The following is a 15,418-nucleotide window of genomic DNA, read 5'->3' on the forward strand; positions in this document are numbered from 1 at the left end:
AAAAGACGCAAAAGTCTAGGGAAGCCGTCCATCATGCAGGCGCTGCTGGCTCTCAGCCGAGCGATTGATGCCGCAACGCGCCTCATCGGCCAATGGGTGGCCTGGCTGATCGTCGCCGCCGCGCTCATCAGCGCGGGCAACGCCGTCGTCCGCAAACTCTTCGACATCAGCTCCAACGCCTGGCTCGAGTTGCAGTGGTGGCTATTTGCCGCCGTGTTCCTGCTGGCCGCCCCTTGGACCCTCGCGCTCAACGAGCACATCCGCATCGACATCATCAACGAGCGCATGCCGCGCCGCGTGCGTGACGCCATAGAGATCGTCGGACACCTCTTCTTCCTGCTGCCGACCGCAGCGCTCGTCGCCTACACGTCCTGGAGTTTCTTCCTCTCGTCGTGGGAGCAGAACGAGCAATCCTCTAATTACGGCGGCCTGCCGCAGTGGCCGGTGAAATTCCTCATTCCCCTGGCGTTCGCGATCCTCTTCATCCAAGGCCTCTCCGAACTGACCAAACGCATCGCCATTATGCGCGGCGACCTGCCGGACGACCGGCTCGACGTCGGTCACCCCGCCGCGGCGCTCGATGCGGGGCACCTCGAAGCCCGCAGCATCGCAGCAGATGCTCCCCCGCAGCCAAAGCGCTAGCTGGATGGGGGGAACGGGGGATGCTTGAGCTGATCGCACAGAACCTCGCGCCGATCATGTTCGCGGCGCTGATTGCCTTTCTCCTGCTCGGCTACCCGGCAGCCTTCTCGCTTTCGGCAGTCGGTCTCATCTTCTTTGTCGTCGGCGTTGAACTCGCGCCCTATTCCGGCGGCGCCATCAATCTTTCCTGGCCGCTGCTCGGCACGCTGCCCGAGCGCATCTACGGCGTGATGACAAACGACACGCTCGTGGCGATACCCTTCTTCGCCTTCATGGGGCTCATTCTCGAACGCTCCGGCATGGCCGAGGATCTGCTGGAAACCGTCGGGCAGCTTTTCGGCAGCGTCCGCGGCGGCCTTGCCTACGCCGTGATCTTCGTCGGCGCGATGCTCGCAGCCACAACCGGCGTCGTCGCCGCCTCCGTCATTTCGATGGGCCTCATCTCGCTACCCATCATGCTGCGGTATGGCTATGACCCTCGCTTCGCCACCGGCACCATCGCCGCCTCGGGCACGCTCGCACAGATCATACCGCCGTCCCTGGTGCTCATCGTCCTCGCCGATCAGCTCGGCCGCTCCGTCGGCGCCATGTATACCGGCGCGCTCATCCCCGGATTGATGCTCACCGGCCTCTATGTGCTGTTCGTATTTGTCGTCACACTCGTCTGGAAGGACGCCGCACCCGGTCTCCCAGCCGAAGCGATAAGTCACCGGGCGGATGACGGCTCGCGTGGCTACACGTCACTGGTCGTCCTGACTGCCTTGTGCGGCGCTCTCGCCTGGATCTCCATGCGCGGCTCGATCTACACGGGCGCCAACTACGTCATCCTGACCGTGACGATCGCCATCTGCCTCGCGATCGTCACCGCTGCCGCGAGCTGGTTGATCCGTCGCTTCGGCGGGCCGCGCCTGCTATCCGCGCTTGCCGAGCAAGTGGTCTTCGTCATGGTGCCGCCGCTGCTGCTCATCTTCCTCGTGCTCGGCACCATTTTCATCGGCGTCGCCACTCCGACCGAAGGCGGCGCAATGGGCGCAGTTGGCGCCATGCTGCTCGCACTCGCCAAGCGCCTCAGCGAGAACAACCCGCAACGCTTCAGCATCGGCATCGTGCGCTCGGCGGCCCAGGCCACGGCCAAGCTGTCTGCCTTCGTGATGTTCATCCTCATCGGTGCGCGCATTTTCTCGCTCACCTTCTATGGCGTGAACGGCCACCTCTGGGTCGAGCACCTGCTCGTCTCGCTGCCCGGCGGCGAGATCGGCTTCCTCATCTTCGTCAACGTGCTGGTATTCTTCCTCGCCTTCTTCCTCGACTTCTTCGAGCTCGCCTTCATCATCGTTCCTCTGCTCGCGCCGGCAGCGCAGGCGCTCGGCATCGACCTCGTCTGGTTCGGCGTCATCCTTGCCGTGAACATGCAGACGAGCTTCATGCATCCTCCGTTCGGCTTCGCGCTGTTCTATCTGCGCTCGGTCGCGCCACGCTCCCCTTACGTCGACCGCGTCACCGGCCGCACCATGCCGCCGGTTACGTCGGCACAGATCTATTGGGGCGCAGTCCCCTACCTGATCATCCAGCTCATCATGGTCGGCGTGCTGATCACTTTCCCCGGGCTCGTGCGCCACGAGGCGGCACCGACGCCGGCGCGCGCGCAGCAAGGCATCGGCGTGCCGCATTCACCCGCTGGCGTTTTCGAGAAGCAGGGCTTCTCGCTGCCGCCTTATCCGCCGCAGATCCCTGGCGCCCCCCCGCCCGACCGCTCTGGTCCCGGTGCACCGACCCTCGACATGTCCGTGCCACCGGTGATCGTGAAGCCATAGACGGATTGCGCTAGACTCCGGCCAGAAGATTCTGAGGAGGCCCCCCATGACCGATCCTTCCGAACCGACGTGCCGGCTGATCCGGCCCGATGACACCTACGACGGCAAGCAGGGGCTCACCTACTTCAACGGCATCGCCGCCGAAACGGTGGGCTCGAAGGGCATCTGCATGCACCTGCTCACGATCCCACCCGGCGGCCGCGCCAAAGCGCACATGCATGAGAGCCACGAAACAGCGATCTACGTGCTCGACGGCGAGGCCATCGCGCTCTACGGCGACAAGCTGCAGCATCAGGCCATCACCAAGGCGGGAGACCTGTTCTACATTCCCGCCGGCGTCCCGCACCTGCCGATCAACATTTCCGACCGGCCGATATCCGCCGTCATCGCACGTACCGATCCGAACGAGCAGGAAAGCGTCGTCCTACTGCCCGAGCTCGAACCTTACGCCGACGCGGCCATCGCCCAGCTGACGGCGAAGAAGATCACTTAGCGCCCGTGGCAAGCCACGCTCTGGCACGTCGCCCGACGGCGACCGGTACTCGGATCAGCCGCCGGTCTCGTTCGGCTGGCACTGGCCATATGGATTGCGGTACATGCCCGCTGGGCATGCCTTGTTTTTGTTCTTCGCTGCCTTCTTTTGCTCGGTCTTGGTCTTCGGCGCACATTGGCCGTTGAGATAGACCATTCCCATGTCGACGCACGCCGCCTTGGCGCGGCGCTCGATGGTCGCCTTCGAAGGTTTGGCGGATTTCTTCTTCGGTCGATCTTCGTCATCGTCGTCATCCGACGACTTGGACGTGCCTTTGGGCGATGGGGCCTTTGACAACTGATCCTCTGGCAGCAAGCGCGCGACCGAAGTGCCATCTCGAGGCAGGAACACCTGCCGGCAGCTGCCTTCCTCGTACGCGGCGATCCAAGGATGCGTCAGGAACGTCTCCTGCACTATTTCCGCGCCGGGCTGTAACTGGCTGTACTCTTTGAGAGCACCATCGAAGTCTATCCACTGGATGATGAGCGTGCCGGCTGACTGATTGATGAAATGTACCTTCGCCGGGGTCTTCGACTTCTGCGACTTCAGCTTTCTAACATCCGAACACGACCGCTCCTCGGCGGGCTGCTCCGGCGCCGGCGAAACAACGACGGCTGAGGCTGACGGAGGCGTAGCTGGGGGCGCCGCAGGACCGGCCAGCTTCTTAACGTAGGCGCGCGCCAGGTCGGCGCGGAAACCGGTCGGGTAGTTGGTCAGGAACGCGTCCCAAGCCTCGACTGTGCCAAGCTCCTTGGCCTCATCGAATGCTTGCTTCTCGCTCGTCGCGGAATCCCCACCCGCAGCTTGGGCATTTGCCGCCGGATAGCCGAAAGACCATCCGTCTTCGACGGTTAGCGGCAAAAGCAGGGCTGCACCCGTAATCAGCCCACGAAGCGCGAGGGAATGCAAAGCTCCGATTGTCACGTCGCCTCCAGGCTCCAGCCCCGTTACCCGGAGGCTTTGTTCACCCGCCAGCATATCGAGCTTTTTCCTTTGTGTACTGAGGAAAAAGCTGACAGGGCGCACAGCAAGCGTCCCATGTCCTCCCAGACGCGGGCTAGCGCGAATGCACCAGCCTCAGCTTCGACGGCGAGGGTGCCGGTCGCAGCGCGCCGAGCACCGACAGCGCACCCAGGACCTCTTCGCAGATGCGCACCCCGCGCGCGTCGAGCCCCCACCAGCGTCGCGTCCCCTGCCCTGTCGTGATCTCGACCAGCTCGGCCCCGACCGGCACGCTCGTGTCATCACGCGCGATGCCGCGCAAAACGCCGTCGACCGGCGCTTTCACGATGTTCGACCCCAGATACCCCAGCGCAAAGCCTTTGTAGATGCGCGTGCCGACATCGAGCGGCGTATGCCAGCGGCCCGCTTCCGGCGAGCGCATCAGCAGCATCTGCTGCGCGTGGCGCCGCTCCCGTTGCGCCACCTCAACGGTAACGCGCGCCCCCACCACTGCATCGCAGTCCTCGCCCGACACGAACCCTTTTCCCACCCCAATGGTGAAGCGGGCGAGCTTGCGCAGCTGCGGCGTCACCGCGTCGGAATGCATACGAGCGTCGACCAGCACATCGATCCCGCCGATGATCAGCAGTTCCGACAGCTCCAGGCGCGTGACCGTGATCTGATCCAGGGTGCGCACCTGCGCGCGCGCGGCAAGCACATTGTCGACGCTGACTGCGGTCACTCCGCCCAGTGAACCGTTGCCGTCGAACAAGGCGTCAAAGAACGACATGCCCCGCCGGATCACCGGAAATGCCGGATCGTGCGCCATCAAAACCGCGTAGCCCGCATGGTGCAGGCCGACCGCAATCGCCGAAGCGACCTCGTTCAGTCCAAGCACGATGGCAAGCGGCTTCGCGGCACGCATGGATGAGCCGACCACTCCCGCATTCTCCTTAGTTCCCGCACGTTATATCTATGTAGATATAACGACGCAAGAGACCAGGTTGCCACTGGTTAGCGGTCTGACCAATAACTATGCTGAGTAGACGCCGATACTCGTGTGCAGAAAGTGCACCCCGAGAATGATCAGGATCAGCGCCACGATTGCCAATCCGTGACGTTCCACCACCGCGTCGAACTTTGCGCGCAGCCGCCGCGCCGCTGCCGGCCCCGACACGGCCATAGCCGCCGGCAGGAAGCTCGGCAACAGGGCCAGCACCAGAAAAATCACAGCCCCGCTCACTTGCGCGCTGGCCGGTGTCATTGCCGACATCTGATGCCCCGCAGCAATGCAGATCGGTAGCCGCTTCGGGTTCACCGCCCCCACAAACGCCCCGAGTTCAAAGCAGCGCCACAGCGCCCGCCCCCGGCTGAGCGGACTGTTTCCGCCGACCGGCATCCAATGCGCGAGAGCCTGCTTCAGCATCCCCGCCTGCTTTTCGACCGATGGTGCAAGCTCGCGCAACTGTCTCCAGTATTCGCGCGCCCGCTCGATGCCGAGCCACAGCAACGCGATCCCAAGTCCGGCGCGAATGATGAAGGCATGCCACGAGGGATGATGCCGCAAATGCAGCCCGTCTCCCGAGATAGACAAGCCGATCGTCATCGCTGCGGCAATGCCCGTCGCGGTGCCGATGAAATAGGAAATCGACTTCGACTTCGCTCCCGCGTCATCGCCTGCCAGCACCAGGCCGAGCAGAAACACCTCGGGACTGAGGAGGCATGCTGCTCCAAGCGAACCCAGCACCGTCAAATCGTGCGCGAAGCCGGAAGCGATCATGGCACAGCCAACACAAACGGCGTTGCCGTCAACGCTTCATCGTAAGTCACATACTCGCTTCGCACGCCCGGCCCCCATCTTGGAACCGTACGAGCTAGCAGCCAATCGATTAGCAAAGCGCTACGCAACGCGGCGACGGCCGGCGTACCCCGACAAAGTCTGCGAGAGCCTTAATCAGGCGTTTCGCCGCGCCATTGGGAGACAGGCGGAGCGCCCATCTTCAGACCAAGCCCTTGCGCTGCTGGATCATCATGAATGTATCGTACGTATGCTCGGCAAGCTGGAACCATAAGTAGTCCTCGCCGCGCACCGCGAGCGTAGCGTCATACACTTTCTTGAAGTCCGCGTTCGACGCACAAAGCTCCGCGAACACCTCGTTCGAAGCCTTGAAACAAGCGTCCAGCACAGCCTCCGAAAACGGGCGCGGCTCAGCCCCGCCGATCGCGAGCCGGCGGATCGCCGCCGGGTTCTGCAGATCATAGCGCGCCATCATGTTGATGTCGGCAATCGACGCTGCCGCGCGGATCATCGCCTGATAGTTCTTCGGCAGTCCGTTCCATTTATCGAGGTTGATGAAGAAGTGCAGCATCGCCTGCCCTTCCCACCAACCCGGGTAGTAGTAATACCGCGCGACCCTGGAGAACCCGAGCTTTTCATCGTCATACGGCCCGACCCACTCGGCCGCGTCGATCGTCCCCTTCTCGAGCGCCGGATAGGTATCGCCGCCCGCAATCTGCTGCGGGATGCCGCCCAGGCGCGAGATCACCGCACCCGCAAGGCCGCTGATACGCATCTTTAGGCCGCGCCAATCCTCCGGCGTGTTCACCTCGCGCCGATACCAGCCGCCCATCTGCGTACCGGTGTTGCCGCCAGGAAAGGCGACGATCTTGTAGCGCGCATAGAACGCGTTCATCAGGTCGATGCCGCCGCCCTGATGCATCCACGCGTTCTGCATGCGGTAGTTGAGACCGAACGGAACCGCGGTTCCGAACGCGAACGTCGGATCCTTGCCCCAATAATAATACGACGCGGTATGCGCAGCCTCGACGCTGCCGTTCGTCACCGCATCCGCCGCGTTGAGACCGGGGACCAGCTCTCCCGGCGCGAACACACGCACGCGAAAATTTCCATCCGACATCTCGGACAGCGCCTTCGCGAACGTGTCCGCCGCGCCATGGATGGTATCGAGCGACTTGGGAAAGCTCGAAACCAGCCGCCATTCGATCGTCGGTTTCGATTGGGCGATGGCGGGTGCCGCGATACCCGCACCCGCACCGGCGGTGGCCACTGTCAAAAATTTTCGCCGGTCGACTCTTGCCGCCACGAGGGCTCTCCATGTCCGATCAAGCCCTTATATCCCGCCCAGCCTGCCAGTCACAACGGTGTGCGCTGCACCAAGGCTTGCGGGCGCCATGCCCGCATCCTAAATCGTTTTGATGCGCACAATGGAAACCGAAGGTGAGGTCACAGGCGTTCTGCTTGCCGGCGGACGATCATCGCGCATGGACGGCCGTGAAAAGGCCCTACTGGATATCGCCGGAAAGCCGATGCTGCTGCACGTGCTGCATCGCCTGCGCCCGCAGGTCGGACGCATCGTCATTAATGCCAATGGCGATCCCGCCCGTTTCTCCGGCTACTGCCTTCCCGTCGTCGCCGACAGCATCGAAGGATACGTCGGCCCCTTGGCCGGTCTCGCCGCCGGCATCGAATGGGCGCGATCCGAGACGCCCGAAGCACAGTTCATCGTCAGCGCGCCATCCGATTCACCGTTTCTCCCGCTCGATCTCGTTGCTCGTCTGAAAGCGGCACTGATCGCTAAGGGCGCTCCATGCGCGATCGCCGCATCCGCGGGCGAGCGCCACCCCGTCGCTGGCCTGTGGCGTGTCGATCTTCTGCCCTCGGTCCTGCAGTCGCTGAAAAATGACATTCGTGCGCTGCACCGCTTCGCCGATTCCCACGACTGCGCTGTCGCCGATTTCGAACCCGTCGAAGTCGGCACGGCCAAGGTCGATCCCTTCTTCAACGTCAACGCGCCAGCCGATCTTGAAACGGCACGCGCTCTTTTCCTGGCGGAGGCACACCGTGATTAGGCCACCCGCATTCATCGGCATCGTCGGCTGGAAGAACTCCGGTAAGACGACGCTCGTCGAACGCCTGATCCCGCTGCTCGCGCGCCGCGGCCTGAAGGTCATGACGGTCAAGCACACCCATCACGACCTCGGACCGCTCAACGGCTCGACCGACGGCGAGCGACACCAGCGCGCCGGCGCCCTGAAAGCCATCGTCATTGCGCCCGATGCCTGGGAGATTTCCGGCTGCCGCCAGATCGGACCGCCGCCCTCTCTCTGTGAGCTGAGCGCGCACGTCGCCAATGCCGATCTCGTCATCGTCGAAGGCTTCAAGGATGCCCCGATCCCCAAGATCGAGCTGCGCCGCCAGTCCGCCGAGATGCATAGGCCGCTGGCAGCGAACGACACGCGTATCGTCGCCATAGCCTCCGATAACGCGGAGGCGGTGGACGAGCTTCCCTCGTTCGCGCTCGACAACACCGAGGAGATCGCCACCTTCATCGCCGCCATCGCCAGGTGAGCCAGCCGGGGCTCTCCTCGCCCGCCCCACGCCAGCGCCGGCGCACGTACCCGGCCAGCAGGATCAGCACGATCAGCCCCACCGCGAGCCACAATGCCCACGCGCTGAACCACCGACCGACCTCCGGCTCCAGGCCGTCCTGCGGTGCCGGTATCAGTCGGCCCGCCCGATCTGCCGTGCTAGGGGCCTCCCAGGGTCTGCCCCCGGCATCGGCTCCAAGACTTGCACCCGCCCGGCTCGCGAGCCATTCTAACAAGCGAAACATCGGGCTAGCGGCCATGTTTGCCTGCTCCTGCCTATTCTTGGGAGCAAACGCCCGGCACTCCGGCCCCGCGCCGCCGAATGAATGGCGCTGAACGCTACAATCCCCTTGAACCGCTGGCAGCGGACGCTAGCTTAGCGCCAACTGCCGCACCATCTATGACACGTCGGCACAGGGAGCACGCGCCAATCGTGAGCGTCCGTCAAAATCAGCAGCCGCAAACGGCGCTCGTGGATCGTTATGGTCGTTCTGTCACCTACCTCAGGGTGTCCGTGACCGACCGCTGCGACCTGAGGTGTGTCTACTGCATGGCCGAGAACATGAGCTTCCTGCCGCGGCGGGATCTCCTGACTCTCGAGGAGCTGGATCGCCTCTGCTCGGCCTTCGTCGATCGTGGCGTGCGCAAGCTGCGTATCACCGGCGGCGAGCCGCTGGTGCGCAAGAACATCATCTGGTTGTTCCAGGCGCTCTCGCGCCATCTGCAGTCCGGCCGCCTCGACGAGCTGACGCTGACCACCAACGGCAGTCAGCTGAAGCGCTTTGCGGCTGATCTCAAGAATGCTGGCGTCGAGCGCATCAATGTATCGCTCGACACGCTCAAGCCGGACCGCTTCCGCGCCATCACCCGCTGGGGCGACCTCGCCACCGTGATGCGCGGCCTCGACGCAGCCGACGCCGCCGGCCTCAAGGTGAAGATCAACGCCGTCGCACTGAAGGGCACCAACGAGGACGAGATCGACGATCTCATCCGCTTCAGCCACGATCGCGGCTATGACATCACCTTCATCGAGACCATGCCGCTCGGCGAGATCGATGGTGGCCGCCTCGATCAGTATCTGCCTCTGTCCATCGTCCGCGCGCGCCTGCTCGATCGCTGGACGCTCGACGACATCGACCACAACAGCGGCGGACCGGCGCGCTATGTCCGCGTGCGCGAAACCGGTGGGCGCCTCGGCTTCATCACGCCGATGACGCACAATTTCTGCGAGAGCTGCAATCGCGTGCGTGTCACCTGCACCGGCACGCTTTACATGTGCCTTGGCCAAGAGGACGCCGTCGATTTGCGCGAGCCGTTGCGCGCCGGCGCCTCCGATGCAGCCCTCCAGGCCGCCATCGACGAAGGCATGCTTTTGAAGCCCAAGGGCCACGACTTCGTCATCGATCGCGGCGCCAACCGCCCAGCGCTTTCACGCCACATGAGCGTCACCGGCGGATAGTCTGCTATACTCCCTCCACCCGTGGGGTGACGGGAGGGGTGGCATGTCCAAGTATGGATTCGGGCTGGTGCGCGCGGCGAGGCTGACCCGCCGCCAGCTGATCGTCTTCGCGCTCGCTTCGGCGGTTCTCAACGGCATCGTCACCGCCTGCGTCGGCGCCTGGTTGGCGCAGACCTACGCTACGCAGCAGACGCGCCGGAAATCAGTCGAGACCCTTGCGAACATGATCTACGACCGCCGCACTCGCGCCGGCATGGTGGTCTCTTCGATGCGCCGCAATGCACCGATGGACGAGATCCAGTTCCGCAAGCGCGCCTATGACGAAGCATACGTCGACTGGAACAAGAATATCCTTCTCAACCTCTTCGTGATCCGAGAGGTCGGCGGCGATCTGAAATTCAGCGCGCTCGAAAGATCGTTCGAGGACGACCTCGTTGCCACCATGGCCGATATCGACCGCTGTCTCACCAAAGCCTATGACCGTAAGCTCGCGGGCGAGGATGTGGTGCCGATCCTCGACGCGTGCCGCATGGCCCGGATGCACCAGTTCGTGCTCGATTGCGGAGCCACGTTCACCGACGAGCTCTATAAGCTGACGAAGCTTTCGTTCTCGCCATTTTCCAGGGCGCGAACGGAGCGCAAGCGTCTGGCCGAAGTAAATATCAAGGCGAACTGCACCCGCCCGCCCGAGCCGCCAGCGCTTCCGTCAGCGGCAGCTCCCGTTACTGGAGCCGTGAACGCGCCGGGACCTGCCCCGGCTCCACCAGTGCCTGCATCAACGACTGCGCCGCACTAGGCAATGAGCCGGCGAACGCTGGCGCGCACGTCTTCCAGTGTGAATGGCTTCGAGATCACCGCCACCTGTGCGCTCTTCAGCGCCTTGGCTCGCTCGAGCTGCTCGGAGAAGCCCGACATCAGCAGCACCCTGAGCGAAGGTTGCTTCAGCGCCCGCTCGGCGAGCGCTACGCCATCGAGCAGCGGCATCTCGACATCGGTCACCAGCACATCGAACTTCTGCGCACCGGCACCCTCAACGCAGTCCAGCGCCTCGCTGCCGTCCTGCGTGACGTGAACACTATGCCCGTCGGCCTCCAGCGCGCGCCTCACGAGATCACGCGTCGCGGCGTCGTCGTCGGCAAGCAGTATCCTCGCCATCTCGTGCCCCCATGCTCTTGCCTACTGGCATGCTCTGCCTATTGGCGCACGACGCGCCCCACGAACGGCAACTCGCGATAACGGTGCGCCACATCCATACCGTATCCGACAACGAACTCGTTGGGACAAAGGAAAGCGTAATAGTCAGGCTCGAGATTGACCGCGCGCGGCAATTGCTTGTCTAGCAGCACGCATGTCCGGATCGACGCCGCTCCCCGAGCCGCCAGCAAATCCTTCGCGAAAGCGAGCGTGCGCCCCGAATCCAGCACATCATCGATGACGAGCACATTACGCCCGCGCACATCGAGATCCATGTCGCGCAGGATCGACACCTGCCCCGACGAGATGCGCGCTTTCTTGTAGCTCGACAGCGTCATGAAATCGACTTCCGGCGCGAGCCCGGCAGCATGCAGCGCCCGGATCAAGTCGGCCGCAAAGACGAAGCTGCCCTTCAGGATCGCGACCACCAGGAGGTTGTCGAGCTTCTCGCTCGAAATCTCCTTGGCCAGCTCCTTGAGCCGCCGGCCGATGTCCTCTGGGGTAAAAATCACCTCAAGCTCGGGGTCGACCCCCGTCGCATCGTTCATGACCACCGTTCCAAACCACTCCAGCTCGTTCACACGTAGGATAGCAGGACATTGCATCCCCGCGGCAATACCGCCATAACGTCATTACTCTTAACGCGCGGGTCTGCACACGAACCCGCCACATTCGTACACGATTGATCGCCAGTCCCTGCGTAATCCCGCCGTCTGGGAGCCTTGAACGCCGCAAACCACTGGCCAGGATTTGTGATTCGCCTCTCCAACATAGCGCTCGCCTACGACCCCGGGCAGGACGTCCTTGCAGATGTGAACTTCCATCTGCGCCCTGGATCGTTCCACTTTCTCACCGGCCCATCGGGCGCCGGAAAGTCGTCGCTGCTGCGATTGCTGTTTATGTCGCGCCACCCCACACGCGGCCAGATCTTCCTCTTTAATCAGGACGTCAGCCGCATCTCGACGTCGAAGCGCGCGCACCTGCGCCGCCGCATCGGCATCGTCTTCCAGGACTTCCGCCTTCTTGATCATCTCACCACCTGGGAGAACGTCGCACTTCCGCTTCGCGTGCTGGGCAAGCGCCTCACCGACTATCGCGAGGATGTCACGGATTTGTTGCAGTGGGTCGGCCTCGGCGACCGTATGCACGCTTATCCTTCTGTTCTTTCGGGCGGAGAGAAGCAGCGCGCAGCCATCGCCCGCGCCGTCATCGGCAAACCCGAGCTGCTGCTTGCCGACGAGCCGACCGGCAACGTCGACCCGCAAATGGCGCGGCGCCTGCTGCGCCTCTTCATTGAACTCAACCGCCTCGGCACATCGGTGCTGATCGCCACCCACGATCATCAACTCATGCGGCAGTTCAAGGCGCCGCGTTTGGAGCTGCACGACGGTCATGTCCGGATCGTATGACAGACCAACGGGCCGTCGGGATCCTGCCGCTCAAGGCAACTTCGATCTCTACGACACCGTGCTGACGGGCCCCTCTGGCCCCACTGACCGCTATGGCTACGGCACCGAGCCAGCCAGAGCGCAGGAGGACACGCCTGCGCGCAAATTCGCACCCCCCCGTGGACGCAAGCCGAAGGCGGAGCCGACCAGCACGCCCGTCGTACCACCCGACTCCGTCACGGGCCGCTCGCTCACTCTCGTTATCTCGATCATGTGCTTCCTCGCCTGCCTCACCGTCGGCTCCGTTTACATGATCAACGAATCCGCCAGCGCCTGGCTGAAGGACATTGCCAGCGAGGTCACCGTCCAGGTCGAGCCGCGCGACGGCGTCGACATGGAAAAAACGCTGCGCGACTTAGAGAACTTCCTGCGCTCGAGCCGTGGCGTCACCCGCGCCAACGCCCTCAGCCTCGACACCTCCTCCAAGCTGCTCGAACCCTGGCTCGGCCAGTCCGAGCTGCTCGCAGCCCTTCCCGTTCCACGCCTCGTCGCCGTCGAGATCGATCGCGATGCCCCGCCCGATATCGATGCACTGCGCGCGGACCTGACCAAGAAATTCCCCGCCGCCACCCTGGACGATCATCGCCGCTGGCAACGCCAGATCCGCACAGTGACGCGCTCATTCGCCCTCGGCGGCCTCGCCATCCTGATGCTGGTCGCGATCGCCTCGATCGCCATCATCGTCTCTGCGACACGCTCCGCCCTCGCCTCCAACCGAGAGATCGTCGAGGTGCTGCACTTCGTCGGCGCCACCGACCGCTACATCGCCCGCGAGTTCGAGCGCCACTTCCTTCGCCTTGGCATCCGCGCCGGCGTCGTCGGTGCCCTGTGCGCCATGGCCGTGTTCGTCGCCATGCCTACGGTGATGCAGATTCTGGGCGGTGGACCATCCGCCGCGGCCGAAATGCACCGCCTGATCGGCACCGGCGGCCTCGACGTGATGGGCTATGCCTTGCTCGGCGCAGTCGTCGTCACGATTTCCGCCCTGTGCATGCTCACATCGCGCTTCGGGGTGTTCCGCATCCTCAATTCGAAGGCCTGACCTTCGCGCCACACGGCCAGCATTTTCAGCGTTCTACACCCGGCTGCAGCGGCAGAAGAACCTGTGGCAACGCCGGTCAAATCGGCTAGTGTGAGCCGGAGAAGTCCGCCCTCCTCTTTGCGGCAGGGTCGAGGACGGGCTTCGCAATCTGAGCCACTCTTGCCTGACGGGGCGGCCCGAGTGTCCTCCAGATTGTGAAATTCGCGCTGTATCTACCGCTCAAGGTGACGAATTTCGCGGTCAGGACGCAAGTGAGCCCGAACGCCCCGGCGACCGGGCAAACGACTGGGGACGAGAGTCTAGACGGCAGCCTTGCGATGAGAAGCTTGCGGCGAGCCATAATTCTCGGGTTGGGCGCAGCGGGATCGCTGCTCGTCCTCGGATTCTTCCTGTTCGCTTACCTCGTCACCCGCACTCCCGACGACAACAACCCCCACGCCGATGGCATTGTCGTCCTCACCGGCGAGAGCCAGCGTATCGCCGAGGGCGCGCGTCTGCTCGACGAGGGCAGAGCCCAGCGTATGCTCATCTCCGGCGTCTACCATCGCACCGGCAAGAAGGAGCTGATCGAGATCTCCGGTTTGCCCGCCGACAAGTTCGACTGCTGCGTCGACATCGGCTATGCCGCCCTCGACACCATCGGCAACGCCAGCGAAACGCGCGATTGGGTCAAGTCCCGCGGCTACGGCAGCCTCATCGTCGTTACCGCCAGCTATCACATGCCGCGCAGTCTAGCCGAGTTGTCTCTCGCCATGCCGGAAGCCGAGCTGATCCCCCATCCCATCGTGCCGGCGAGCTTCGCCCCAACCCATTGGTGGATGAGTAGCGCCGCCACCCGCCGGCTGCTATCGGAGTACGTCAAGTACCTGCCGACCGTCGCCCACCTGACCATCGCCCGCATGTTGCATCCGCGGCCACAAAGCTCGGTTGCCGAGATGCCGGAAGAAAAGTCAGCAACGCCGAAGATCTTCTGAGTACCGCCGTGCTGCTGCTCCGCTCGCTCCTTTTCGCGCTGCTGTTCTACCTTTCGACGGCGATATTCGTTGTCGGGGGTTCGTTCCTGCTTTTCGGTCCCCGCCGTTGGGCCATGGCAGGCCTCAAAGCCCATGCCATCGTCTCGCTCTGGCTGCTGCGCTGGATCGTCGGCACGCGCATGGAAGTCCGCGGGCGCGACAAGCTCCCCAAAGCACCCTACCTGGTCGCCTCGAAGCATCAGTCTGCCTGGGACACGTTCGCTCTCATTCCCATCTTTTCCGACCCCGCGATGGTCATGAAGTGGGAGCTGACCTTGATCCCGTTCTACGGCTGGTTCTCCCGCAAGTTCGAGCATGTGTTCGTCAAGCGCGAGCGCGGGCCAGTGGCCCTTCGCAACCTCGTGCGGGACGCCAAGGACCGCGCCGATGCCGGCCGCGAGATCGTCATCTTCCCGGAGGGCACACGTCGCCCGCCCGGCGCCGAGCCCGACTATAAGTCTGGCGCAGTCGCCCTCTATGAGGGCCTGGAGCTTCCGTGCGTCCCCGTCGCCCTCAACTCCGGGCTCTACTGGCCGCGCCGCGCGCTGATGCGCTACCCCGGCACCATCATTGTCGAAATCCTCGACCCACTGCCCGCCGGGCTCCCGCGCCGTGAGTTCAAGCGCCAGATGGAGCAGCGCATCGAAGCTGCGTCGAACCGGCTGATCATCGAGGCCTCGCAGTCCGCGAACCCGCCGCCGATACCCGCCGCAGCACTTGAGCACGCCAGGAGCGCAGCGGCCCCTGCCGGCTGATCGCTCGCCCATCAGAAAGAACTTGAGCCCAGCAAATTTAAGTATTGAATTTTAACACATTAATTAACTTAAATGGTTGCGCATTCATTTCGTAAAAATGTCGGCAACAAGCCTTCCTAAAAAGTAAAAGCGCCGCCCTGACAGGCGGCGCATTCACTTCTAGCCCTGCAATTATGCGCAGATGCAGA

General features: G+C 63.6%; 17 protein-coding genes. 11 read left to right on the forward strand and 6 right to left on the reverse strand.

The window, feature by feature from the left end; translation table 11 throughout:
* Window positions 1-33: 33 nt before the first annotated feature.
* Genes NDB2M4_RS01290 through NDB2M4_RS01300 form a run of 3 tightly spaced genes read left to right on the forward strand, consistent with a single transcriptional unit; the run spans window position 34 to window position 2,949 of the window.
* Entirely contained in the window at window positions 34-642 is a 609-nt protein-coding gene (locus tag NDB2M4_RS01290; RefSeq protein ID WP_072369169.1) for a TRAP transporter small permease subunit, read from the forward strand.
* Window positions 643-662: 20 nt separating this feature from the next.
* Entirely contained in the window at window positions 663-2,456 is a 1,794-nt protein-coding gene (locus NDB2M4_RS01295; protein ID WP_072369170.1) for a TRAP transporter large permease, read from the forward strand.
* Between the two features lie 46 nt (window positions 2,457-2,502).
* Window positions 2,503-2,949 carry a cupin domain-containing protein gene (locus NDB2M4_RS01300; RefSeq protein WP_072369171.1) on the forward strand — a complete coding sequence of 149 codons (447 nt, stop codon included), beginning with the start codon at window positions 2,503-2,505 and terminating at the stop codon, window positions 2,947-2,949.
* 54 nt (window positions 2,950-3,003) lie between these two features.
* Here the strand turns inward: NDB2M4_RS01300 and NDB2M4_RS01305 are convergent, their stop codons facing one another.
* The 4 genes from NDB2M4_RS01305 to NDB2M4_RS01320 all read right to left on the reverse strand — a co-directional run bounded on the left by NDB2M4_RS01305 (window position 3,004) and on the right by NDB2M4_RS01320 (window position 7,034).
* Window positions 3,004-3,912, reverse strand: coding sequence for a VHL beta domain-containing protein (locus NDB2M4_RS01305; protein ID WP_139247043.1), 909 nt, complete (start codon window positions 3,910-3,912; stop codon window positions 3,004-3,006).
* Between the two features lie 133 nt (window positions 3,913-4,045).
* Window positions 4,046-4,870, reverse strand: a complete 825-nt coding sequence (locus NDB2M4_RS01310) for a xanthine dehydrogenase (RefSeq protein ID WP_139247044.1) — start codon at window positions 4,868-4,870, stop codon at window positions 4,046-4,048.
* 93 nt (window positions 4,871-4,963) lie between these two features.
* Complete coding sequence (locus NDB2M4_RS01315) at window positions 4,964-5,710, reverse strand: GAP family protein (protein ID WP_072369174.1); 747 nt, start codon at window positions 5,708-5,710, stop codon at window positions 4,964-4,966.
* Between the two features lie 220 nt (window positions 5,711-5,930).
* Entirely contained in the window at window positions 5,931-7,034 is a 1,104-nt protein-coding gene (locus tag NDB2M4_RS01320; RefSeq protein WP_072369175.1) for a TRAP transporter substrate-binding protein, read from the reverse strand.
* A gap of 121 nt (window positions 7,035-7,155) precedes the next feature.
* On the opposite strand from NDB2M4_RS01320, the gene mobA reads away from it, so the two are divergent.
* The 4 genes from mobA to NDB2M4_RS01345 all read left to right on the forward strand — a co-directional run bounded on the left by mobA (window position 7,156) and on the right by NDB2M4_RS01345 (window position 10,574).
* Complete coding sequence (gene mobA / locus NDB2M4_RS01325; RefSeq protein ID WP_210186502.1) at window positions 7,156-7,800, forward strand: molybdenum cofactor guanylyltransferase MobA; 645 nt, start codon at window positions 7,156-7,158, stop codon at window positions 7,798-7,800.
* A complete protein-coding gene (gene mobB, locus NDB2M4_RS01330; RefSeq protein WP_171987996.1) occupies window positions 7,793-8,299 on the forward strand; it encodes a molybdopterin-guanine dinucleotide biosynthesis protein B in 507 nt (168 codons plus the stop codon). Before mobA ends, mobB begins: the two co-directional genes overlap by 8 nt.
* Before the next feature lie 420 nt (window positions 8,300-8,719).
* Window positions 8,720-9,778, forward strand: coding sequence for a GTP 3',8-cyclase MoaA (gene moaA / locus NDB2M4_RS01340; protein ID WP_083555610.1), 1,059 nt, complete (start codon window positions 8,720-8,722; stop codon window positions 9,776-9,778).
* A gap of 43 nt (window positions 9,779-9,821) precedes the next feature.
* Entirely contained in the window at window positions 9,822-10,574 is a 753-nt protein-coding gene (locus tag NDB2M4_RS01345; protein ID WP_072369178.1) for a hypothetical protein, read from the forward strand.
* Here the strand turns inward: NDB2M4_RS01345 and NDB2M4_RS01350 are convergent.
* Window positions 10,571-10,933: a response regulator gene (locus NDB2M4_RS01350; protein WP_072369179.1), complete on the reverse strand. Its 363-nt coding sequence runs from the start codon at window positions 10,931-10,933 to the stop codon at window positions 10,571-10,573. The two genes, NDB2M4_RS01345 and NDB2M4_RS01350, sit on opposite strands and share 4 nt — an antisense overlap.
* Window positions 10,934-10,971: 38 nt before the next feature.
* Window positions 10,972-11,520 (reverse strand): hypoxanthine phosphoribosyltransferase, encoded by a 549-nt coding sequence (gene hpt, locus NDB2M4_RS01355; protein ID WP_072371606.1) that lies wholly within the window; start codon window positions 11,518-11,520, stop codon window positions 10,972-10,974.
* Window positions 11,521-11,724: 204 nt separating this feature from the next.
* On the opposite strand from hpt, the gene ftsE reads away from it, so the two are divergent.
* The 4 genes from ftsE (at window position 11,725) to NDB2M4_RS01375 (ending at window position 15,230) form a co-directional block, all read left to right on the forward strand.
* Window positions 11,725-12,381, forward strand: coding sequence for a cell division ATP-binding protein FtsE (ftsE, locus tag NDB2M4_RS01360; RefSeq protein WP_072371609.1), 657 nt, complete (start codon window positions 11,725-11,727; stop codon window positions 12,379-12,381).
* Complete coding sequence (locus NDB2M4_RS01365; RefSeq protein ID WP_072369180.1) at window positions 12,365-13,462, forward strand: cell division protein FtsX; 1,098 nt, start codon at window positions 12,365-12,367, stop codon at window positions 13,460-13,462. The genes ftsE and NDB2M4_RS01365 overlap by 17 nt, the downstream gene beginning before the upstream one ends.
* Before the next feature lie 317 nt (window positions 13,463-13,779).
* Window positions 13,780-14,436, forward strand: coding sequence for a YdcF family protein (locus NDB2M4_RS01370; protein WP_072371612.1), 657 nt, complete (start codon window positions 13,780-13,782; stop codon window positions 14,434-14,436).
* An 8-nt stretch (window positions 14,437-14,444) separates the two neighbouring features.
* Window positions 14,445-15,230: a lysophospholipid acyltransferase family protein gene (locus NDB2M4_RS01375; RefSeq protein ID WP_072369181.1), complete on the forward strand. Its 786-nt coding sequence runs from the start codon at window positions 14,445-14,447 to the stop codon at window positions 15,228-15,230.
* Window positions 15,231-15,418 lie beyond the last annotated feature (188 nt).

The organism is Hyphomicrobium sp. NDB2Meth4 (assembly GCF_900117445.1).
Lineage (GTDB): Bacteria > Pseudomonadota > Alphaproteobacteria > Rhizobiales > Hyphomicrobiaceae > Hyphomicrobium_A.